The sequence below is a fragment of the Streptomyces sp. NBC_00252 genome (assembly GCF_036187565.1).
Taxonomy (GTDB): Bacteria; Actinomycetota; Actinomycetes; order Streptomycetales; family Streptomycetaceae; genus Streptomyces.
The window spans coordinates 5861933-5881980 of sequence record NZ_CP108087.1; the positions used below are offsets into that span (position 1 = coordinate 5861933).

Annotated in this window: 23 protein-coding genes; 17 read left to right on the forward strand and 6 right to left on the reverse strand. The window is 68.0% G+C overall.

Going from position 1 to position 20048, the window contains the following annotated elements:
- Positions 1 to 97: 97 nt before the first annotated feature.
- Positions 98 to 1012: an RNA polymerase sigma factor gene (locus OHT77_RS25815; RefSeq protein WP_328830837.1), complete on the reverse strand. Its 915-nt coding sequence runs from the start codon at positions 1010 to 1012 to the stop codon at positions 98 to 100.
- A gap of 387 nt (positions 1013 to 1399) precedes the next feature.
- On the opposite strand from OHT77_RS25815, the gene OHT77_RS25820 reads away from it, so the two are divergent.
- The 4 genes from OHT77_RS25820 to OHT77_RS25830 all read left to right on the forward strand — a co-directional run bounded on the left by OHT77_RS25820 (position 1400) and on the right by OHT77_RS25830 (position 3594).
- Positions 1400 to 1720: a hypothetical protein gene (locus tag OHT77_RS25820; protein ID WP_328830838.1), complete on the forward strand. Its 321-nt coding sequence runs from the start codon at positions 1400 to 1402 to the stop codon at positions 1718 to 1720.
- Between the two features lie 172 nt (positions 1721 to 1892).
- Entirely contained in the window at positions 1893 to 2234 is a 342-nt protein-coding gene (locus OHT77_RS25825) for an effector-associated constant component EACC1 (protein ID WP_328834345.1), read from the forward strand.
- A gap of 2 nt (positions 2235 to 2236) precedes the next feature.
- A complete protein-coding gene (locus OHT77_RS45055; protein ID WP_443048217.1) occupies positions 2237 to 3391 on the forward strand; it encodes a caspase, EACC1-associated type in 1155 nt (384 codons plus the stop codon).
- Between the two features lie 68 nt (positions 3392 to 3459).
- A complete protein-coding gene (locus tag OHT77_RS25830; RefSeq protein WP_328830839.1) occupies positions 3460 to 3594 on the forward strand; it encodes a hypothetical protein in 135 nt (44 codons plus the stop codon).
- Positions 3595 to 3789: 195 nt separating this feature from the next.
- Here OHT77_RS25830 and OHT77_RS25835 read toward each other — a convergent pair whose 3' ends face one another.
- From OHT77_RS25835 to OHT77_RS25850, 4 genes are all read right to left on the reverse strand, one after another.
- The gene (locus tag OHT77_RS25835; RefSeq protein WP_328830841.1) at positions 3790 to 4143 is read right to left on the reverse strand and encodes an ASCH domain-containing protein; all 354 of its coding nucleotides are present in this window, start codon (positions 4141 to 4143) and stop codon (positions 3790 to 3792) included.
- The gene (locus OHT77_RS25840; RefSeq protein ID WP_328830842.1) at positions 4140 to 5261 is read right to left on the reverse strand and encodes a hypothetical protein; all 1122 of its coding nucleotides are present in this window, start codon (positions 5259 to 5261) and stop codon (positions 4140 to 4142) included. Before OHT77_RS25840 ends, OHT77_RS25835 begins: the two co-directional genes overlap by 4 nt.
- Before the next feature lie 67 nt (positions 5262 to 5328).
- Positions 5329 to 5760 (reverse strand): hypothetical protein, encoded by a 432-nt coding sequence (locus OHT77_RS25845; RefSeq protein ID WP_328830843.1) that lies wholly within the window; start codon positions 5758 to 5760, stop codon positions 5329 to 5331.
- On the reverse strand, positions 5757 to 6173 hold the full coding sequence (locus OHT77_RS25850; RefSeq protein WP_328830844.1) for a hypothetical protein: 417 nt from the start codon (positions 6171 to 6173) through the stop codon (positions 5757 to 5759). The genes OHT77_RS25845 and OHT77_RS25850 overlap by 4 nt, the downstream gene beginning before the upstream one ends.
- Positions 6174 to 6292: 119 nt before the next feature.
- On the opposite strand from OHT77_RS25850, the gene OHT77_RS25855 reads away from it, so the two are divergent.
- The 4 genes from OHT77_RS25855 to OHT77_RS25870 are packed head-to-tail and all read left to right on the forward strand — an operon-like array spanning position 6293 to position 9306.
- A complete protein-coding gene (locus OHT77_RS25855) occupies positions 6293 to 7336 on the forward strand; it encodes a helix-turn-helix domain-containing protein (RefSeq protein ID WP_328830845.1) in 1044 nt (347 codons plus the stop codon).
- The gene (locus OHT77_RS25860; RefSeq protein ID WP_328830846.1) at positions 7333 to 8022 is read left to right on the forward strand and encodes a YdcF family protein; all 690 of its coding nucleotides are present in this window, start codon (positions 7333 to 7335) and stop codon (positions 8020 to 8022) included. Before OHT77_RS25855 ends, OHT77_RS25860 begins: the two co-directional genes overlap by 4 nt.
- 28 nt (positions 8023 to 8050) lie before the next feature.
- Positions 8051 to 8776, forward strand: a complete 726-nt coding sequence (locus tag OHT77_RS25865) for a WbqC family protein (protein ID WP_328830848.1) — start codon at positions 8051 to 8053, stop codon at positions 8774 to 8776.
- Positions 8773 to 9306, forward strand: a complete 534-nt coding sequence (locus OHT77_RS25870; RefSeq protein ID WP_328830849.1) for a flavoprotein — start codon at positions 8773 to 8775, stop codon at positions 9304 to 9306. The genes OHT77_RS25865 and OHT77_RS25870 overlap by 4 nt, the downstream gene beginning before the upstream one ends.
- Before the next feature lie 232 nt (positions 9307 to 9538).
- Here OHT77_RS25870 and OHT77_RS25875 read toward each other — a convergent pair whose 3' ends face one another.
- Positions 9539 to 10210 carry a hypothetical protein gene (locus OHT77_RS25875; RefSeq protein WP_266769625.1) on the reverse strand — a complete coding sequence of 224 codons (672 nt, stop codon included), beginning with the start codon at positions 10208 to 10210 and terminating at the stop codon, positions 9539 to 9541.
- 370 nt (positions 10211 to 10580) lie between these two features.
- Between OHT77_RS25875 and hemL the strand changes: the two genes are divergently transcribed.
- From hemL to OHT77_RS25920, 9 genes are all read left to right on the forward strand, one after another.
- Positions 10581 to 11888: a glutamate-1-semialdehyde 2,1-aminomutase gene (hemL, locus tag OHT77_RS25880; protein WP_328834346.1), complete on the forward strand. Its 1308-nt coding sequence runs from the start codon at positions 10581 to 10583 to the stop codon at positions 11886 to 11888.
- Positions 11885 to 12565, forward strand: a complete 681-nt coding sequence (locus OHT77_RS25885) for a histidine phosphatase family protein (RefSeq protein ID WP_328830850.1) — start codon at positions 11885 to 11887, stop codon at positions 12563 to 12565. Before hemL ends, OHT77_RS25885 begins: the two co-directional genes overlap by 4 nt.
- A 147-nt stretch (positions 12566 to 12712) precedes the next feature.
- Positions 12713 to 14005: a hypothetical protein gene (locus OHT77_RS25890; protein WP_328830851.1), complete on the forward strand. Its 1293-nt coding sequence runs from the start codon at positions 12713 to 12715 to the stop codon at positions 14003 to 14005.
- 77 nt (positions 14006 to 14082) lie between these two features.
- Complete coding sequence (locus OHT77_RS25895; protein WP_266769620.1) at positions 14083 to 14685, forward strand: TlpA family protein disulfide reductase; 603 nt, start codon at positions 14083 to 14085, stop codon at positions 14683 to 14685.
- A gap of 6 nt (positions 14686 to 14691) precedes the next feature.
- Positions 14692 to 15453, forward strand: a complete 762-nt coding sequence (locus OHT77_RS25900; RefSeq protein WP_328830853.1) for a cytochrome c biogenesis CcdA family protein — start codon at positions 14692 to 14694, stop codon at positions 15451 to 15453.
- A 3-nt stretch (positions 15454 to 15456) separates the two neighbouring features.
- Complete coding sequence (gene resB / locus OHT77_RS25905) at positions 15457 to 17286, forward strand: cytochrome c biogenesis protein ResB (protein WP_328830854.1); 1830 nt, start codon at positions 15457 to 15459, stop codon at positions 17284 to 17286.
- Positions 17283 to 18401, forward strand: coding sequence for a c-type cytochrome biogenesis protein CcsB (gene ccsB, locus OHT77_RS25910; RefSeq protein ID WP_328830855.1), 1119 nt, complete (start codon positions 17283 to 17285; stop codon positions 18399 to 18401). Before resB ends, ccsB begins: the two co-directional genes overlap by 4 nt.
- A gap of 85 nt (positions 18402 to 18486) precedes the next feature.
- Complete coding sequence (locus OHT77_RS25915) at positions 18487 to 19107, forward strand: RNA polymerase sigma factor (protein WP_328830856.1); 621 nt, start codon at positions 18487 to 18489, stop codon at positions 19105 to 19107.
- Entirely contained in the window at positions 19104 to 20042 is a 939-nt protein-coding gene (locus OHT77_RS25920; RefSeq protein WP_328830857.1) for a CU044_5270 family protein, read from the forward strand. The genes OHT77_RS25915 and OHT77_RS25920 overlap by 4 nt, the downstream gene beginning before the upstream one ends.
- Positions 20043 to 20048: the final 6 nt, after the last annotated feature.

A 20048-nucleotide genomic window follows, 5' to 3' on the forward strand; every position in this document is an offset into this window, starting at 1 on the left:
CACAGGGTTGAACTGCGGAAACGACTCTCGACTGTTCTCACTGGTCGACGCCGTTTCCCAGGCTCATGTGCCCTCGGGGCAAGTGCGTTACTCGTGACTACCAGTCCGGTAGGCGTGTCCGTGTGCGCACGACACCGTACGGGAGTTCCTCCTCGGGAAGATCGCCCTCGGACACCGACGTCTGGCGCCGCGGATTTCGCCGTACCGGTCGGCTGTACTGACTACCCGAGAATGAATCTCGGATCCGGTCCATGATGGGGCGCGGTGCGAACGTTCCTCCCTCCTCGATGGCTCGTCGGCGCCGCGTCCACAGCCTCAACGCCCAGCTGGCTAGGCCGAGTACGAGCAGGCAGGCTCCGGCCAGGTAGATCCACGTCGAGGCTGACGGGACCTGAGGAAGTCGGGCGTGTGGGCTGCCCCCTGGAGGCTGCATCGTCCTGAGGAAGCGGCTGCCTGCGAGAGAGAACACCATGATGCCCGCCACGAGCAGAGCGGTCAGGTGGACCCGGAGCGCTGCCACCGCGCGAACGACATGGGTGGCGACCGTCCCCGGCTTCTTCTTCATGGCCTCGGCCGTCTCGGCGTGCGTGTACTCCAACGCCTTGGTCGCCCACACGGCAGTCCGCTGTTGACGAGGCAGGTCGTACAAGGCTTTGTACACGGCCACACGATTCGCGACCAGGTCACTGAAATCCGCGACGTGCATGTCCGCCGATCGCGCCTGCCCGACGGGTATGGCGGTCAGGGCCGCTCGCCGTCGGTTCTGCCGGCTTGAGGCCCGTACATCGCTGCGGATTACGGTGTAGAGGTAGGCACGGGGCTCACGGATCTGTTCAGGGGTGCGCAGAGCCTTGGCGAATGCGGTCTGCACCACATCCTCGGCGGACAGCACGGACTCCGGAAGCCGCTCCTCGGCCAGCAGGCGGCGAGCAAACCCTTCCATTTTCCCACGGTGATCCCGGTACAGAGCTCCCAGGGTTCCCTCCGATACGTCGTCGGGTTGCTCAGCCACGGCTCTTCCCCCGCTTCCGGACCTGCTCTCCGCTGTTGCCATCATCCCCTCGCCCGCGCCGGGCCTGAAGCAGAGCCGCTCGGGCCTGCGTCCGATTGCGGTAGGACACGCTGTCCACCCACCCCTTCAGGCTCGGAGCCAGGACGACGACGATGGACAGCAACGCACCCGCGATCTCCACGGAGCTCCTCCTCAAAGTCAGTGGCCATCCCACCCTGCGGTCCAGGGCCGAGGCCGTATATGTCTGAAGAGGCGTGGCAGGCCCATTCTCATGACACGACCGGAGATTTTTTCTGCGTTGCATTCTGGGAGGGCGCATTCTCACGAGGCGGAGTGAGATCCGTTGCGGCAGTGTGGCCTGATATGTCATGTTATGAGGTCGGTTGGATGCGCACTACGGCGCGCAAGTTGGGGTGCAGCGAGCTGGAACCGGACCGGTTGCCGGAGGTGTGGGAGGTCGGCATTGCCTTCGATGCTGGCGGACAGGTGATCGCCGCAGAGCGCCGACTGCTGTCGGAGGAGGAGCTGGAGGTCCGGGAGCGGGATGCGGCGGCGGATCTGGAGGCCGCCGGGATTCCACTGTTGAGGAATTATCCCTCGGTGGAACTGGGACCTGCGGATACGTCGGCCACAGCGTGCCTGGTCCGGGAAGACGCCTCTCCGGAGTTCTCGTGTGTTACCGGCGTTTCTCACCCCCCTGTGTGTTGAACCCGTTCACGGGGCGTCTGCACAGCAGAGCCACCGGTGATCGGGATGGAATCGCGCACCGTTCGTGCGAATGTCTCTCGTGGACTGTGACTTTGGTCGACGATGGGATCGCAGGCGCCAAGCAGGACAGTTGGAACGGGGACAGGGGGACCTTGTGCGCGTTGATCTGCGTATGGAACACGGTGCGGGTGAGTTGCGCTCCCTCCACGCATGGCTACGGAGTGACGCCGTTACGCGCCGATCGGCCACTCTGGAACTGCAGGAAGGATCACTCCAGCCAGGGCACATGGGCTCTGCTGCCGAAGTGATCCAGCTGGTGACCGAGAACGGGTGGAGCGCGGCCTCATTCGTGATGGCCGTCGTGGCATGGAAACGGACGCGACCGCAGACCCCACAGATCACGATCAGCCGTGACGACACCACGGTCTCGCTCACGAACTGCAGCGACGAGGAAGTGGAGCGCGTGATCCGGATCCTCAGCGAGGGGCAGAGCGGGGAGGGACAGGGCGAGTGAGCGTGCTGCCTGACCCAGGAGCATCACGAGCCGTCCTGATCGGCTCCAGCCAATTCGATCACCTGGAACAGCTTCCGGCTGTCGCCAACAACCTCACAGCACTTGCAGAAGCCCTTTCTCTTCCTAGCTCTTGGGGGCTGGCACCGCAGAACTGTGTGGTTGTGTCGAACCCGGCATCCAACGATGAAGTGATGGCGGAGCTCCGATCCGCTGTAGAGCAGGCCCACGACACGCTGCTCGTGTACTACGCCGGACACGGGTTGATCGACCTGCAGAACGCCTTGCAACTCGCGTTGCCCAAGTCCCGTCAGGGGTGGGTGGGTTCGGCGCTACCCTACGACTGGTTGCGCCAGGCCGTTCTGGCAGGTCCCGCAGACCGACATGTGCTCGTGTTGGACTGCTGCTTTGGCGGCCTGGCCTTGGGGACGATGGCTGGCACACCGGGACTGGCGGATCAAGCATCCGTCGAAGGAAGCTACCTCTTGGCGGCAGCGTCGGAGACGAGCTACGCCCTTGCTCCGCCCGGTGAGACGTATACGGCCTTCACCGGAGAGCTTCTGGAAGTTCTTCGCCTAGGCATACCTGGTGGGCCGGAGTTGCTGGAGCTCGATGCCGTCTACCGGCATCTGCGACTCTCGCTCGGCGCGAAGGCGCGTCCCATGCCACAAGCTCGCAACAGGAATACCAGTGCCCGCCTAGCACTTGGACGGAACCGAGCCTTCCTGCCGGGACTCCCTATCGGCGCCTCGGTTGGCTCTGACTCGGTCCGTCGAGCTTGGCCTGCGCCAGACGGTGTCCGTACTGCCGAAGGGTTCATTGCCAGGCTCCGGGAGGTTCGCGAAACCTCTGGCTTGACTCAGAAGGCGGTCAGCCAACGGTCGGGTGGGCGGATCTCGGAGGGCAGCGTCAGGACACTGCTCAATCGCGAGACCCTGCCCAGGACATGGACGGCTGTACCGGCCTTCTTGTCCGCTTGTGGTGTGCCGGACGAACAGGTGAAGCAATGGCATGTGGCCTGGACGAGACTTCGGGCAGAGCAGCCAAGTGCCATGGGCGCTGTGCAACCGTCAGATGGCCAGATTACGGAGCCTGCTACAACGAGAGGAGCCGCCTGGCGGAGGCTGACCGGCCGCATCGGGCGCTCAAAGCCGCGTTAGCCTCGGGCGCCTATGGGGCCTGCGATACCTGGGCAGTTTGGCTTGTCTGCTGGGGTGTTGTACTGGGCTTGTCCGAGTCGCTTCCGAAGACCGTGTTCCAGAGGGCGATGGCCACGATCGCCAGAGTCACGATGACCCAAGTCGACGGCTTCTTCGCCCGCCCCGAGACCACTGTCGGCCTGACGTACGTGGCTGCCCGGTAATGCCCCTTACGGATCTGCGCCACCGCTAACCCTCCCCCAAGGTCAACATGGACGAGCTGCTCGTCCTGCGGAGCAGTGTGACAGCGCGTCGGGCCGGCTGAAGGCGACTTGGGACCTTTCGGCTGGATTCCATCCGCTGGAGGCGGTCTCCATCGTGGTTGGGCCGCGCATAAAACGCCTGCGGCGGTCGACGGGTCAGTCGAGAAGCCGGATTTCGATGGCCAGAGTGCCGAGGGCTTCCTTATCCGGTGGGTAGATGGCCCGGATGCTGGCGAGCTGCTCGTCGCGGGTGGCCGTGGGGTTGACGTTCGAGGGGCCTTCGCCGTCGAGCAGGGTGCCGAAGTCGGGGTACTCAGTCACGCGCCTGACCTCGACCTCGCAGGTCTCGTCCGTGCCCTTGATGCGGAACCGGATGACGTCACCGGCCGCCAGGCCGGCGAGGTGTGGGTATTTGACCCGTACCTCGATGGTCTTGGTGCCGGCGGCGACGAGGTCGAAGTACTGGCGGTAGAGGTTGAGTTCGCGGACGTGCGGGGTGGTGTTGCTCATGGGGAGGGAAGGCTCCTGGGGGCTGGTGCGGTGATCAGGCGGCCGATCTCGGCTGCGGAGTACGAGCGGAAGAAGTGCCGGGGGTCGGACAGCAGCGTTTCGGCGGTAGCCAGCAGTTGATCGGCATATTCGGAGCCGGTGCCAGGCCATCGTCGGGTGTCGAGCATCCAGTCGTCGGCGCCCCCGGGCAAGGGGACGTGGCCCTCGCGGATGAGGGACTTGGAGAGTTTCGCGCCGGTGTCGGTGACGATCTGCGGGCAGAACAGGCGGGCGGGGAGTTGGGCGCGGGTCAGACCGACGGCTTGGAGGGCTTCGTCGACGAGGAGGGAGCCGAAGACCCAGTCGCCGCCCTTGACCATGACGTGCAGAGTTCCACCTACCCCCGTGCTGGTGAGGGCGAGTTCCTTGACGAGGTTGCGGTACAGGGTGGCCAAGTCGAGGTAGGCGCCGGCGGTAGGCGTGATGGTGACCTGGTAGGGGCCGTGGTGGAGGCAGACGGCATCGACGTCGGCACCTTCTCGGTCGGTGAGGTGCACGCGCGTGCGTTCGGTGTGCTTCTCGGACCAGCCGCAGCCGGGGTGCGGGCAGGGGACTCGAAGGTGTGGGGTGCCGGTGGAGGGGGCGAGCCACCAGCGGGCGGCGTCGAGTCGGGGCAGTAGTCGCAGCCAGGTGCGGCGGAAGTGTTCGTCGGCCTGTTGCTGGGTGTAGGTCTCGATGCGGTGGGGGATGCCCAGCCGTCGGGAGAGAGCCGTGAACAGGGGTTGGTACAGGGCGGCGACTAGGTCGGTCAGGGCCTGGTTGCCGAGGGCCTGGGCATAGGCGCGTTGGTAGCGGTGGCCGCTGGCCGGGTCCGTGACCAGTTCGTACGGGGCGTTGTCGAGGGCGCTGAAGAGGACCTCGGTAGGGATGCCGAAGCGGTCTCGCAGGCGGGCCGCCATGGCGAAGGAGAGCGCCTGGACGAGCGAGGTGCCGATATGCGGGGCGCCGTTGATCTGCGTGCCGACGACGAGCACGATCTGCTCGGGTGGCGTGGCCAGGATGCGTGGGGTCAGGACGTCCTCGGGTTGGAGAAGGGCGTTGGCGAGGACGGTGTTAGGTGAAACGAGGTGGGGCGTCACGGATGTCCCCTTGCGGTCAGGTCGGACGGAAGTACGTATTGCCGGGTCTGGTGGGAGGCGCCCGGCCCTAGATACCGGCGTCAGAGCGTGCTTCTTTCTGGGCACCGGCGACGTACGGGTGTTGGAGCGCGGTGCGGAGGGCGTCCGCGTCGGTGAGGGTGTCGTCGTCCGGTAGCTCGCACCAGCCGCCGAACCAGTCGTCGAGCCGCTCCGCGCCGGGTGCCACGAGCCAGGAGTTGGTGGAGAGGTGCCGAACCGGGAGGTCGCCCCAGGTGGCGGCGGTGCCGTTTGCGATGGCGTAGTAGAGGCGCTGGTTGGGGCCGTCGTGGAGCACCGGGCCGATCGGCGCACCGGTGCCGCGAAGGCGGGCTAGGGCCAGGAGACCGGTCTCGGCAGAGGTGCGCACGAGGTCCCAGCCGTCGCCGACCTTCAGCAGACGCAGTCCGGGCACGTCGCTGACCATGGGTGCGCTGCGCAGCGCGTCGCGTACGGAGATCATGTGTCCCCCTGCGGCCGGAGGTTGGGGCTCGTGCCGACGGAAAGCGCGGACTCCGTGGTCGGCTTGAAGGAGCGGACCACGATCAGACGGCCGCCCGTTCGCCCTATCTGCCGCTTGCGTTCGGTGCCGATGCCCCTGGGGCCGAGGTGGCTGAGGGCGGGGACCACGGCGCCGTAGGTGTCGGGTAGTTCGAGGGTGTCGACCAGCCCGATGAAGGCGGGGGAGTGGATGGCCACCGTGGCGTCGCGGTCGGTGAAGACGCCGCAGAGGGCCAGTTCGTGTCGGCGGCAGTAGTCGGTGAGGCAGTCGACGAGCGCCGCATGGCGGACCAGGCCGCCGGTGACGTGTCGTAGGTAGCCGAAGACCTGCGGAAAGGCGACGCGTCGGCGTTCCGTGATGAGTTCGTCGTCCATGTCCACAGCGTCGGTCGGCGTGAACGGCCTTGAAATGACCTGCTGTTGTACTTCCGTTGCACTTCCCGCCCCACGTCGTCACCGAGAGTGCTTCCATACGTGACGGAGGGAGGTAATCCGTGGTCGGCGTGCGGCAGTGGACGGGCCGGGAAGCGAGCGTTCTGCGCGCTGCTCTGCGAATGAGCATGCGGGCTTTCGCCGAGCACCTGGGTGTCGCGCTGCGTACGGTGGCCAAGTGGGAGAGCCTGGGAGCCGAAACCCAGCCCCGGCCTGATACCCAGGCGATCCTCGACACCGCGCTCGCTCGTGCCGACGCTGCTGCCCATGCCCGGTTCGAGGCGGTGCTGTTCCCGGAGCGGAAGAGCGTGCGGCCGGCGGACTACGAGACCTGGACCGAGGACATCGAGCGCGCCGTGGTCTGCGTCAGCCGCCAGGACTTCCCCTTTGCCGCCACCTTGTTGAACCGCTGGCTGGCGAGCCGTGACGCGCACGGCCTGGATGACAAGGGCCTTTATCTGTACGGGCGTTCGCTTGTCCTGCTCGGTGATGTGCAACGAGACCAGGGCGCGATCCTCGGCCCGTTGTCCGCTCGACAGTCCTACCTGACCGCGCGTGACATGTTCTCCGAGCTCGCCATCCCGCGCCGGGTCGCCCAGATCGAGCTGTCCCTCGCCGTCGTGCAGGAGATGTCAGGTCAGCTTGATGTCTCCGCTCGATGGTACGAGCAACTCGCCGCCGACCAGCGGCTCAGCCGACGGGACCGAGCCCGAGCCCGGTTGTGGATCGGCACGGCTCTGAGCAAGGAGGGCAACAACGAGTACGCCACCAACGTCATGGCTGCTGCCACTCGCGAGTTCGAGGAACTCGGCGAGCCGGAGGACTGGTCCGTGGCACACCAGAAACTCGCCCTGGCCCAGCGCGGCGCCGGCGACCTGAAGCAAGCCCTGCACTACATCGACATCGCGCGCACCACCGGCACGGTCGACTCCCCGATGCAGCGAGTGCGGTTGGACACCGCGTACGGGCACATCCTTCTGTCAGATGCGGCGACCCGGAATGATGGGCTGTCCGTCCTCGACCAGGCGGCACAGGTGGCCCAGCAGTTTGGGCTGAGCCACCAGTTGCGCAGCATCGAGGGCATCCGAAAGGGCCAGCAGGGATGAGCCAGGGAGTGCCAGTGCCGCAGCACCATCAGCGCCAGATCACCGACGAGCAGTTCCACGACGCGACGTTGATCTGGAACTACCACCAGATGGGACACGAGCTGCGGCCCTGCTCGGCGGCGATCGGCCTGGGCAGCCACGACCTCGGCGTCGCCACCACAGCCGCCGACCTCTACCGCGCCGGCCTCTTCCCCGTCGTCGTGTTCAGCGGCGGAAACAGCCCCACCACCCGCGCCCGCTTCCCGCGCGGCGAGGCCGTCCACTACCGCGAGCACGCGCTGAGCCTGGGCGTGCCGGACGAGGCGATCATGGTCGAGTCGAAGGCGGCGAACACCGGCCAGAACATCACTTTCTCCCGGGAGTTGCTGGCCGAGGCGGGCGTGGAGGTGGAGTCGTTGCTGCTGATCTCCAAGCCGTACATGGAACGCCGCTCGTACGCGACCTGCCGCAAGCTGTGGCCCGAGGCCGAGGTGGTCTGCGCCTCCGAGCCTCTGGAGTTGGACGACTACATCAAGTCCATCGGCGACGAAAAGCTCGTCGTCGACATGCTCGTCGGGGACCTGCAACGGGTGATCGAGTACCCGAAGCTCGGCTTCGCCGTCGAGCAGAACGTACCGGGGGATGTGCATGATGCTTACGAGCGCCTCCTGGGCGTCGGCTTCGACAGCCGACTCATCAACAGCTGACGCACGTCGACTCGGGGCGAGCGGCGGGGTGTGCGCGATTCACCAGCCGAACTTTCTTCCTCGACTGTCCACACTGGCCAAGCTGTTCGCCGCCGACCGGTGGATCGTCCTTGACGATGTTCAGTTCGCGCGCCGGGACTACCAGCACCGCAGCCGGCTCGCGGCCCTCGACGACCCGAGCAGGCAACAGTGGCTCACGCTTCCCACACACCTGCCCAACGGACGCCCGACGCTCATCAACCAGGCGTTGCTTGTCGAGCCACGCCGGTCTCGCCGAACGGTCAGCCTGCTGATTCGCCAGTACTACGGTCGTGGTCGCTACTGGCCTGCGGTGAGTGAGGTCCTGGACGCGGTTCTCGATCGGTTCGAGAACACGGACCGTGTGGCGGACCTTGCGAGGACATCGACCCTCGCCCTGCTCACCGCTCTCGGCTGGAATGGCGAAGTGTGGGAAAGCAGCGCCATCCCGACCCGTCAGGGCCGGTCCGAGCGATTGGCCGACCTCGCCGTAGCCACCGGCAGCACCCATTATCTGTGTGGCACCGGCGGCCTGCGCTACCTCGACCACCAGCCGTTCGCCGCCCATGGCATCCACGTTGTGCCCGTCCACACCCCTGTGGATGCAGGCGACTGGCTCTGGTCGTGGGCCCAACGGATCAGCAGTCTCTGGGCGTTGGGCGAATCCGGCCCGAGTGAACTGGAGACCAGACTGACTGCGGGACGAGAAGCACACCTCCTTGGAGACCACGCGTGAGTAGTCAGTCCGACCAGCCGTTCCTCCAGATCGTCGTCTGTGCCGCCGGAGTCGCCCCCGACGTAGGCAAGTTGATCACCGCGGCACAGCAACGGCGCTGGGACGTAGGCGTCGTCACCACCCCACAAGCACTCGGCTTCCTCGACCCGGAGGCGATCGAGGCCCAGACCGGCCACCCCCTCCGCTCGGCCTGGCGAACCCCGGACCAACCTCGCCCGACCCGCCCCGCAGACGCCATCGCCGTAGCCCCCGCCACCTTCAACACCATCAACAAATGGGCCGCCGGACTCTCCGACAACCTTGCCCTGGGCATCCTCTGCGACGCGTACGGCATGGGAATCCCCACAGCGGTTATGCCGTACCTCAACTCCGCCCAGGCCGCCCACCCCGCGTACCGCCAAAGTCTGGAGCGGCTACGCGAGATGGACATCCTGATCGGCACGTACGAGCCACACCGGCCGAAAGCCGGCGGCGGAGCCGACCGTTACCGCTGGGAGGAGGCGCTGGAACTCCTCACCACCCGGTTGTAGGCCGGAGGGCCCAGGCACATCAGCGCCCCCACCGAACCCCACGCACCCTGGCCGCCCGAAGACCCCTCGGCGCGGAAAAGCGAGGCCCGACGCCCACCCCCCCCGAACACGAAAAAGGCGAGGCCCGAAGACCCCGCCCCTAACCCGACGTCACGTCACCTCACGTGACCTCACATCAACGCCGAACCCGCACCTCAAGGCCGAACCTGCAGCTCAAGGCCGGACCCCCGCCTCAAGGCCAAACAAGGCAATAGGGCTGATGCCCCGCCTCATGCAGCCGGTGGCTGAAGTCCTGCCACTCATGCAGCAGTTGGTACACGTTGAACGCATCCCGAGGCCCACCCCGGTCCGGCACCGTCGACCAGATGAACGCCGCCGCGCCCACCGCCTCCTCGCCGATTCCGCGCAGGGGGTCGACGACCGTCATCGGGAGTTTGACGACGGCGTAGTCGGGGTGGAGGACCACCAGTTCCAGCGGGGGCACCTTGTTGAGCGGGACGCCCTCGATGCCGGTGAGGACCATCGCGGCCATCGTCTCCGGCTTGATCTTGGTGAACATGCCGTTCATCCCGAGCTCGTCGCCGCCGAGTTCCTCGGGGCGCATCGAGATCGGGACGCGGGCCGCGGTCGCGCCGTCGGGCGCGCCGAAGTATTTGTAGGTCACCCCCACCCGACCACCATTCCTGCTCCCCGCCCGCAACTGATCGATCCGACGTTCGATACGGCGCTCGTCGCGATCCGACTCATCCGAACCCACATGGGATCCACCGGACCCACCGGATCCGGGACCACTCTGCCGTGCCGCCTCGGCGGCCTCCTCCGCGTCGCGCCGGTGCTTCCCCCGCCGGGCACGCCGAGGACCCAGGTCGTCAGTCCCCTCGCCCAGTCCGCCACCGCGATGCATATCTCCACCCGACTGCTTTTCCAGGACGCGTGGCCCTCGCCGCGCAACCCGATCATCGTGTCAGTGACCTCCCCCACGGCCGCCCGCCGAAACGTGCGCTGAAACACCTGTCCGCAGGATCTGCGCAAGCCCTGAACACCGGCGCCCGCATGAGCTGTGTGTCCTTGTGTGTATCAGGTGCCAGTCTCGCAGACGGGTGGGGGCCCCTGCCCGCTCTCCCGCCGCCTACCCTGAGGAGGTCACTGAGTCACCGGACCCCCAGTCATCCGAGAAGTCCGAGAAGCCGGAGAAGTCGCAGGTCATGACCGAAACGTCCAGCGGAACGCCCAGCGAAACGCCCAGCGGAGGGGCGGGCGGGGCGCCGCACGCCCTGCCGTATCCCTACGACGCACCCGTCTCGCAGGGTCTCTTCGACCGCGCGGCGGTCGTCACCCCGGGCGGCGTGAACTCCCCGGTGCGCGCCTTCCGCGCCGTCGGCGGCACGCCCCGCTTCATGGTGTCCGGCACCGGCCCCTATCTGACGGACGCGGACGGGCGCGAGTACGTCGACCTCGTCTGCTCCTGGGGCCCGATGATCCTCGGGCACTCGCAGCCCGACGTGATCGCCGCCGTCCACGACGCCGTCTCGCGCGGCACCTCCTTCGGCACCCCCGGTGAGGGCGAGGTCGCGCTCGCCGAGGAGATCGTCGCCCGCGTCGAGCCCGTGCAGCAGGTGCGGCTCGTGAGCAGCGGGACCGAGGCCACGATGTCCGCCATCCGGCTGGCCCGCGGGTTCACGGGCCGGCCCAAGGTCATCAAGTTCGCCGGGTGTTACCACGGTCACGTCGACGCGCTGCTCGCCGCCGCCGGTTCCGGTGTCGCCACCTTCGCGCTGCCCGACACCCCCGGCGTCACCGGCGCCCAGGCCGGCGACACGATCGTGCTGCCGTACAACGACCTCGAAGCGGTCAACGAGGCCTTCCACCGGCACCCCGGTGAGATCGCCTGCGTCATCACCGAGGCCTCGCCCGGGAACATGGGTGTCGTGCCGCCCGTCGCCGGGTTCAACCAGGGCCTCAAGGACGCCTGCCGGAAGAACGGTGCCCTCTTCATCTCCGACGAGGTCATGACCGGGTTCCGCACCAGCAGGGCCGGTTGGTTCGGGATCGACGGGGTCGTACCGGACCTCATGACCTTTGGGAAGGTCATGGGCGGCGGCTTCCCCGCCGCCGCGTTCGGCGGGCGCGCCGACATCATGGCGCACCTCGCCCCCGCCGGGCCCGTCTACCAGGCCGGCACCCTCTCCGGGAACCCCGTCGCCACCGCCGCGGGCCTCGCCCAGCTGCGCCTCCTCGACGACGCGGCCTACGACACGATCGACGCCGTGTCCGCGCAGATCCAGGCCCTGGTCACCGAGGCGCTCACCAAGGAAGGTGTCGCGCACCGGATCCAGCAGGCCTCCAACATGTTCTCCGTGTTCTTCACCGACCGGAGCGTGCGCAACTACGAGGACGCCAAGGCGCAGGAGTCGTACCGCTTCACCGCGTTCTTCCACTCGATGCTGGCGAACGGCGTCTATCTGCCGCCCTCGTCCTTCGAGTCCTGGTTCGTGTCCACGGCCCACGACGAACGGGCCATCCAGCGGATCGCCGACGCCCTCCCGGCGGCGGCCCGAGCGGCGGCGGAGGCCACCGAATGAGCAGCAGTGACATCACCGTCGTCCACGTGATGCGGCACGGGGAGGTCGCCAACCCCGACGGCGTCCTCTACGGCCGTCTTCCCGGCTACCACCTCTCCGAGCTGGGGCGGCAGATGGCCGACCGGGTCGCCGAGCACCTCTCCTCCCGCGATGTCACCCACGTCGTGGCCTCCCCGCTGGAGCGCGCGCAGGAGACCGCCACCCCGATCGCCAAGGCGCACGGCCTCGACCTCGGGACCGACGGGCGGCTCATCGAGGCCGAGAACGTCTTCCAGGGCAAGACCTTCGGCGTCGGCGACGGCGCGCTGAAGAAGCCGGACAACTGGAAGTACCTGGTCAACCCGTTCAAGCCGTCGTGGGGTGAGCCCTACGTCGACCAGGTCGTCCGCATGATGGGCGCGCTGGACGCCGCCAAGGACGCCGCGCGCGGCCACGAGGCGGTGCTGGTCAGCCATCAGCTGCCGATCTGGATCGTGCGGTCGTACGTCGAGCGGCGGCGGCTGTGGCACGACCCGCGCAAGCGGCAGTGCACCCTCGCCTCCCTGACGACGTTCACCTACCGCGGCGACAAGATCGTGTCCGTCGGCTACACCGAGCCGGCCCGCGATCTCGTCCCGGCCCATCTCCTCGCCGGCGCCAAGCCGGTCAAGGGGAAGGACAAGGCGTTCGGCGCCTGAAAAGGACCGGTTGATCACTCGTCAGGGGCAGGTCTGGTGACAGCTCTGTGACATTTGTTTCGCAACCCACATCGTTCTTGGCGAACTTTCTTGTCCGTCGCGTCCTCTCACAGGTAGACCACAGAGGACGCGACGGATGGGGAAGCAATGCGGAGTCTCACTCGACGGGGCGCGCTCGGAGTCGGTGCGGGCGCCGCGGCGGCCGTAGGACTCGCGGGGTGCGGGACGCTCGGCTCGGACAAGCCGAGCCCCTCCGGCGGTTCGGGCAAGGGACACTCCGGCGGCAGCCCCACCAAGTCCATGGAGCCGCGCGCCAAGCCCATCGGTGACGGCTCCACGTCCTTCACCGGCGCGCAGCCCAAGCAGCCCGCCAAGCCGGTGCCGCTGGAGCCGGGCCAGACCCCGCCGCAGTTCGTGATCTTCTCCTGGGACGGCGCGGGCGAGGTGGGCAACGGCCTGTTCCCCCGCTTCCTCGACCTCGCCAAGCAGCACGGCGCGAGCATGACCTTCTTCCTCTCCGGCCTCTATCTGCTGCCCGAGTCGAAGAAGCGCCTGTACAACCCGCCGAACAACGCGCGCGGCGCCTCCGACATCGGCTACCTCACCGACGAGCACGTCAAAGCAACGCTCACCAACGTGCGCCGCGCCTGGCTCGAGGGCCACGAGATAGGCACCCACTTCAACGGCCACTTCTGCTCCGGCCACGGCACGGTCGCCAACTGGACGCCCCAGCAGTGGCGCAGCGAGATCGACCAGGCCAAGTCCTTCGTCAAGGACTGGCGCACCAACACCGGCTGGCACGACCTGCCGTCCCTGCCCTTCGACTACGAGAAGGAGCTCGTCGGCGGCCGCACCCCCTGCCTGCTGGGCCAGGACAACCTGCTCCCCACCGCCCGCTCGCTGGGCTGGCGCTACGACGCCTCCTCGCCCGGCGGCCGTCAGGTCTGGCCCGTGAAGCGCAACGGCGTCTGGGACTACCCCCTGCAGGCCGTCCCCTTCCCCGGGCACAGCTTCGAGGTCCTCTCGATGGACTACAACATGCTGGCCAACCAGTCGGTCAACTCCACCAACGCGCCCGCCTACAACTACCCGGGCTGGCGTACCCAGGCCGCGCAGGCCTACATCTCCGGCTTCCAGCGGGCGTACGAGACGAACCGCGCCCCCTTCTTCATCGGCAACCACTTCGAGCACTGGAACGGCGGCATCTACATGGACGCCGTCGAGCAGGCCTTCAAGCACATCGCCCAGTTGAAGGAGAAGGGTGAGGACGTGCGCCTCGTCTCCTTCAGGCAGTTCACCGACTGGATCGACGTCCAGAAGCCCGAGGTGCTCGCCAAGCTGCGCGGCCTCGACGTCGGCCAGGCCCCGGCCGGCGGCTGGAAGTCCTTCCTGGCCGCGAGCCCCAGCAGCTCTTCCAGCGCCACCGGGAACGCCGCCTGAAATGCGGGTTTCCGCCCGCCGTACGCCGTTGAGGGGGGCGCGCAAGATCCTCAGAACGGGCATGCGAAACTTTTCACATGAGTGCCGCCAGTCGCGCCCGTAGCCGCGCCGTCCTGTCGACCGCCGGTGTCGCCGTCGCCGCGTTGGTGCTGTCCGCGTGCAGCTCCGGAGGCACCTCCGGAGGCTCGGGCAACACCAACTTCATCACCGGCTCCGACGGCATCGCGACCGTCAAGAAGGGCGACCGCCAGGCCGCCCCCGACCTGTCCGGCAAGACCATCGACGGCAAGACGCTCGACACCGCCGACTACAAGGGCAAGGTCCTCGTCGTCAACGTGTGGGGCTCCTGGTGCTCCCCGTGCCGCGCCGAGGCGGACAACCTCGTCCAGGTCGCCAAGGCCACCTCGGGCAAGGACGTCCAGTTCGTCGGCCTCAACACCCGCGACACCAGCACCGGACCGGCCGTCGCCTTCGAGAAGAAGTACGCCGTCCCGTACCCGAGTCTCTACGACCCGACGGGCCGGCTGATGCTCCGCTTCAAGAAGGGCACCCTCAACCCGCAGGCCATCCCCTCCACGATCGTCATCGACCGGGACGGCAGGATCGCGGCCCGCGCACTCCAGGCACTCAGCGAGGACAAGCTCCGCGAGATGCTCGACCCGGTCATCGCGGAGAAGTGAGCTGACGTGCTGCTTGCGGCGGTCACCGACCCCAACACCACCGTCCGCAGCGGAGCTTTGCTGCTCGCGCTGCCGATCGCGGTCCTCGGCGGACTCGTCTCCTTCTTCTCCCCGTGCGTCCTGCCGCTCGTCCCCGGCTACCTCTCCTACGTCACGGGAGTCACCGGCACCGACCTCGGCGACGCCCGGCGCGGCCGGATGGTCGCGGGCGCTTCCCTCTTCGTCCTGGGCTTCACCGTCGTGTTCGTCTCCGGCGGGGCCCTGTTCGGCTTCTTCGGGCAGACGCTCCAGGAGAACAAGGGCGTCCTGACCAAGGTGCTGGGCGTGCTCATGATCCTCATGGGCGTGTTCTTCATGGGGATGATGCCCTGGCTGACCCAGCGTGAGTTCCGCTTCCACAGGCGGCCGACGACCGGGCTCATAGGGGCACCGCTGCTCGGCGCGCTCTTCGGGATCGGCTGGACCCCGTGCATCGGTCCGACCCTCGCGTCCGTGCAGGCTCTCTCGATGGACCAGTCGAGTGCCGGTCGAGGCGCCATACTGACCGTCGCGTACTGTCTCGGCCTGGGTGTCCCCTTCGTCCTCACCGCGGTCGCGTTCCGCAAGGCCCTCGGAGCCTTCGGCTGGGTCAAGCGCCACTACGTCTGGGTGATGCGCGTGGGCGGCACCATGATGATCGTGACCGGCGTGCTGCTGCTCACCGGTGCCTGGGACGCGCTGGTGCAGGACATGCAGGGCTGGTCCGACGGCTTCACTGTAGGGATCTGATCGATGAGCAAGACGACCGCCGACTCGCCGGCCGAGACGCCCCGGGCCGACTCCTCCGCCGACGACCAGGACCTCGGCGCCGCCGGCTCCCAGCTCTCCACGGCACCCGTCGAGAGGGCCATGCCGGGCTCCTTCGGCGGCAACCGCGCCCCCGGCCCGACCGGCTGGCTCGTCTGGACCGGTCGTGAGGTGCTCGGCTGGGCGCGCTGGTTCTGGCGCCAGCTGACCTCGATGCGCGTCGCGCTGATGCTGCTGTTCCTGCTGTCGCTCGGCGCGGTCCCCGGCTCGCTGATCCCGCAGTCCGGCACCGACGCGCTGAAGGTCTCCGAGTTCCAGGACGCGCACAAGACGCTCGGCCCGATCTACCAGAAGCTCGGCCTCTTCCACGTCTACGGCTCCGCCTGGTTCGGCGCGATCTACGTCCTGCTGTTCGTCTCCCTCATCGGCTGCATCATCCCGCGCACCTGGCAGTTCGTCGGCCAGCTCCGCGGCCGCCCGCCGGGCGCCCCCAAGCGCCTCAACAGGCTTCCCGCGTACGCCACGTGGCGCACCGTCGCCGAGCCCGAGCAGGTCCGCGAGGTCGCCCTCGCCACCCTGAAGAAGCGCCGCTTCCGCGCCCACATCGCCGGGGACGCCGTCGCCGCCGAGAAGGGCTACCTCCGCGAGACCGGCAACCTGCTCTTCCACCTCGCGCTGATCGTGATGCTGATCGCCTTCGCCTGGGGCCAGCTCTTCAAGTCCGAGGGCGACAAGCTGGTCGTCGAGGGCGACGGCTTCTCCAACACCCTCACCCAGTACGACGACTTCAAGTCCGGGAACCTCTTCAGCGACGACGACCTCGTGCCCTTCAGCTTCAATCTGAAGAACTTCGTCGGCACCTACGAGCGCACCGGCCCCAACCGCGGCACCCCGCGCACCTACCAGGCCGACATCACCTACAGCCTCGGCGCCTACGGCAAGGCGGAGAAGCACACCATCAAGGTCAACGAGCCGCTGGAGATCGGCGACTCGAAGGTCTACCTCGTCAGTCACGGCTACGCCCCGGTCGTCACGGTCCGGGACGGCAAGGGCAACGTGGTCTTCCACCAGGCCGTGCCGATGCTGCCGATCGACTCCAACGTCACCTCGCAGGGCGCGATCAAGGTCCTCGACGGCTACAAGAACGCCCAGGGCGTCGCCGAACAGCTCGGCTTCGCGGCCCTGTTCGTGCCGACCTACGCCAAGGGCAGCGGCACGATGTTCTCCCAGTACCCCGGGCTCGACTACCCGGTGCTCAACGTGACCGGCTACCACGGTGACCTGGGCGTCAACTCGGGCATCCCGCAGAACGTGTACCAGCTGGACACCAAGAACCTGAAGCAGTTCAAGACCGCCAAGGGCGCCATCCTCAAGTCCCAGCTGCTGCCCGGCGAGACGATGAAGCTGCCGAACGGCGCCGGGTCGATCACCTTCGACAAGCAGGTCAAGGAGTGGGCGGGCTTCCAGGTCGTCCAGCAGCCCGGCACCACCTGGGCCCTGGCCGGCGCGCTCACCGCGATCGTCGGTCTGGCCGGCTCCCTGTTCATCCAGCGCCGCCGCGTCTGGGTGCGGGCGAGGACCGGCGACGACGGTGTCACCGTCGTCGAGATGGCCGGGCTCGGCCGCAGCGAGTCCGCGAAACTCCCCGAGGAACTCGGCGACCTGGCCGCGCTCGTGCACGACCGGGCCCCCACGAAGACCGACGACGACCCGACGTCCGACGACGACCCGAAGACCCCCGCCTCCGACGCCGACACCCACGACTCCGACTCCGGCGTCGAACCGCCCGTACCCGCCGAAGGGGCTGAGAAGTGACTCTCGCCGCCGCAACCGAATTCGCCTCCGTGACCAATCTGGCCGCTGCCACCAACGAGCACCTGGCCAACCTCAGCAACACGCTGATCTACTCCGCGATGGCCGTCTACACCCTGGCCTTCTTGGCGTACATCGCCGAATGGACCTTCGGCAGCCGCAGCAAGATCGGCCGCACGGCCGCCGCGCTGACCGGCACCGCCGCGAAGAAGGCGGCCGCGCCCGCCGTCACCGTGCAGAACGCCGGCGGCACCGCCGTCCTGGAGCGGCCGAAGGTCGTCGTCCGCGCCGCGTCCGGCTCGCGCGACGTCCCGGACGGTCCCGGCGCGCACGGCGGCGACGAGCAGGGCGACCTCTACGGCCGTATCGCCGTGTCCCTGACGGTGCTCGCGTTCCTCGTGGAGCTGAGCGGCGTCATCGCCCGCGCGGCCTCGGTGGAGCGGGCGCCCTGGGGCAACATGTACGAGTTCAACATCACCTTCTCCACGGTCGCCGTCGGTGTGTACCTCACGCTGCTGCTGCTCAAGAAGAACGTGCGCTGGCTCGGCCTGTTCCTGGTCACGACGGTCCTCCTCGATCTCGGCATCGCCGTCACTGTCTTGTACACCGCCAGCGATCAATTGGTTCCCGCGCTCCACTCGTACTGGCTGTACATCCACGTCTCGACGGCGATCATCTGCGGCGCGGTCTTCTACGTCGGCGCCGTCGGCACGCTGCTCTACCTCTTCAAGGACAGCTACGAGAACAAGCTGGCCAACGGCGGCCGGCCCGGCGCCTTCGCCACCTCCGTGATGGAGCGGCTGCCCGCCTCGGCGAGCCTCGACAAGTTCTCCTACCGCGTCAACGCGGCCGTCTTCCCGCTGTGGACGTTCACGATCATCGCGGGCGCGATCTGGGCCGAGTCCGCGTGGGGCCGCTACTGGGGCTGGGACCCGAAGGAGACCTGGGCGTTCATCACCTGGGTCGCCTACGCCTGCTACCTGCACGCCCGCGCCACCGCAGGCTGGAAGGGCCGCAAGGCCGCCTACCTGGCCCTGATCGCCTTCGGCTGCTGGCTGTTCAACTACTACGGCGTCAACATCTTCGTCGGCGGCAAGCACTCCTACGCCGGCGTGTAAGCCGCAACTCCCGTACGGCCAAGGCCGGTTCCGTGTGACGTGGGTCACCGGAACCGGCCTTCGCCGTACGGACAGGTAGAGGGGTGTGGAGACGAATCTGCAACTGAGGAGACGGATCCGCGCGGGGGACCACGACGCCTTCGGTGAGCTCTTCGACGCGTATGCACGCTCCGTCTACAACCACGCCTTCCGGCTCACGGGGGACTGGGCGCAGGCCGAGGACATCGTGTCGCTGACCTTCCTGGACGCCTGGCGGCTGCGCGGCAGACTCGACGAGGAGGGCGGCTCGCCGCGGCCCTGGCTGCTGGGCATCGCCACCAACGTCACGCGCAACACCCGCCGCGCCGCCCGAAGGCACGCGGCGGCCGTGTCCCGGCTGCCCCGGGACGAGGCCGAGCGGGATTTCGCCGACGAGGTCGCCGCCCGCCTCGACGACACCGCCGAACTCGCCCTCGTCCGCACCGCGTTGACCACCCTGCGCCGCGCCGAGCGCGAGGTCCTCGCCCTGTGCGTGTGGTCCGGCCTCGACTACCGGGCCGCCGCAGAGGCGCTCGGGGTGCCCGTGGGCACCGTACGGTCACGCCTCTCGCGGGCGCGCGCAAAGCTCGCGAAACATGTCAAAAGTAGGGAACTCCCCCTGGGGGACGGACAGATGAAAGGTGACCGCGGCAGTGCGGTCGGGCCCCTGAGGGAGGACAAGCGATGAACCAGCTCCCGGAACTCCCCGAGAGAGACCTTCCGCCGGGCCGTCACCGACTCCTCAAGGAGCATCTGATGACCGAGATCCGGCACGAAGACGCCGCGCCGGCTGACCGGCCGAGGAAGTGGCTGCGCCCCGCGCTCGCCGCCGCGGCCGTCGCCACCGCCGCCGCCGTCACCTTCGTGGTCCTGCCGTCCTCCGACCCGGGTACGCCCACGCGCCCGCCGAGCAGGTCGACCGTCGCGCTCCTGGAGGACATCGCGCTGGCGGCCGAGCACGAGAAGTCCTACGGCACCGTCCGCGACGACCAGTTCGTGTACGTGGAGAGCCGGGTGTCGTACACGCACTCAGGGGAGGGGATGAGGACACAGGTCGATCCGCCGCACCGGCAGGAGGTGTGGATGTCGGTGGACGGTCTGCACACCGGCATGGTGCGGGAGGCGGGCCTCGGGGCGCACTCCGTCCCGCCGGACGTGAAGCCGGGCAAGGTCGGCTGGGAGGTCTCGTCCTTCTACAACCACGTGAAGACGCTGCCCACCGACGCCGACGCGATGTACGCGTACCTCGCCGGGACCGCCCCGAAGTACAGCGGCCAGGAGAAGAACCAGGCGATGTTCGTGCTGGTCGGCGATCTCCTCCGCGACGCGATCGTGCCGCCGAAGCAGAGCGCGGCGCTGTTCCGTGCGGTGGCCCGGATCCCCGGGGTGACGACGGTCGAGGGCGTGCGGGACGCCGCCGGGCGCCCGGGTGTCGCCATCGCCCGCACCGACCCCGACAACCCCCTCCGGGACGAGTGGATCTTCGACGCGAAGACCCACGAGTTCCTGGGCGAACGCGAGGTGGCCACCAAGGACAACGCCGGGGTGAAGAAGGGCACGGTCACGGCGAACACGGCCGTCCTGCGCCGGGCCGTCGTCGACAAGGCGGGCGAACGGCCGTAGCGGACA

Coding starts and splice junctions, on each gene's coding strand:
- OHT77_RS25820 (WP_328830838.1), top strand. CDS start 1,400: ATGCGCACTACGGCGCGCAAGTTGGGGTGCAGCGAGCTGGAACCGGAC.
- OHT77_RS25825 (WP_328834345.1), top strand. CDS start 1,893: ATGGAACACGGTGCGGGTGAGTTGCGCTCCCTCCACGCATGGCTACGG.
- OHT77_RS25835 (WP_328830841.1), bottom strand. CDS start 4,143: ATGAGCAACACCACCCCGCACGTCCGCGAACTCAACCTCTACCGCCAG.
- OHT77_RS25845 (WP_328830843.1), bottom strand. CDS start 5,760: ATGATCTCCGTACGCGACGCGCTGCGCAGCGCACCCATGGTCAGCGAC.
- OHT77_RS25850 (WP_328830844.1), bottom strand. CDS start 6,173: ATGGACGACGAACTCATCACGGAACGCCGACGCGTCGCCTTTCCGCAG.
- OHT77_RS25860 (WP_328830846.1), top strand. CDS start 7,333: ATGAGCCAGGGAGTGCCAGTGCCGCAGCACCATCAGCGCCAGATCACC.
- OHT77_RS25875 (WP_266769625.1), bottom strand. CDS start 10,210: ATGCATCGCGGTGGCGGACTGGGCGAGGGGACTGACGACCTGGGTCCT.
- OHT77_RS25885 (WP_328830850.1), top strand. CDS start 11,885: ATGAGCAGCAGTGACATCACCGTCGTCCACGTGATGCGGCACGGGGAG.
- OHT77_RS25890 (WP_328830851.1), top strand. CDS start 12,713: ATGCGGAGTCTCACTCGACGGGGCGCGCTCGGAGTCGGTGCGGGCGCC.
- OHT77_RS25895 (WP_266769620.1), top strand. CDS start 14,083: ATGAGTGCCGCCAGTCGCGCCCGTAGCCGCGCCGTCCTGTCGACCGCC.
- resB (WP_328830854.1), top strand. CDS start 15,457: ATGAGCAAGACGACCGCCGACTCGCCGGCCGAGACGCCCCGGGCCGAC.
- OHT77_RS25920 (WP_328830857.1), top strand. CDS start 19,104: ATGAACCAGCTCCCGGAACTCCCCGAGAGAGACCTTCCGCCGGGCCGT.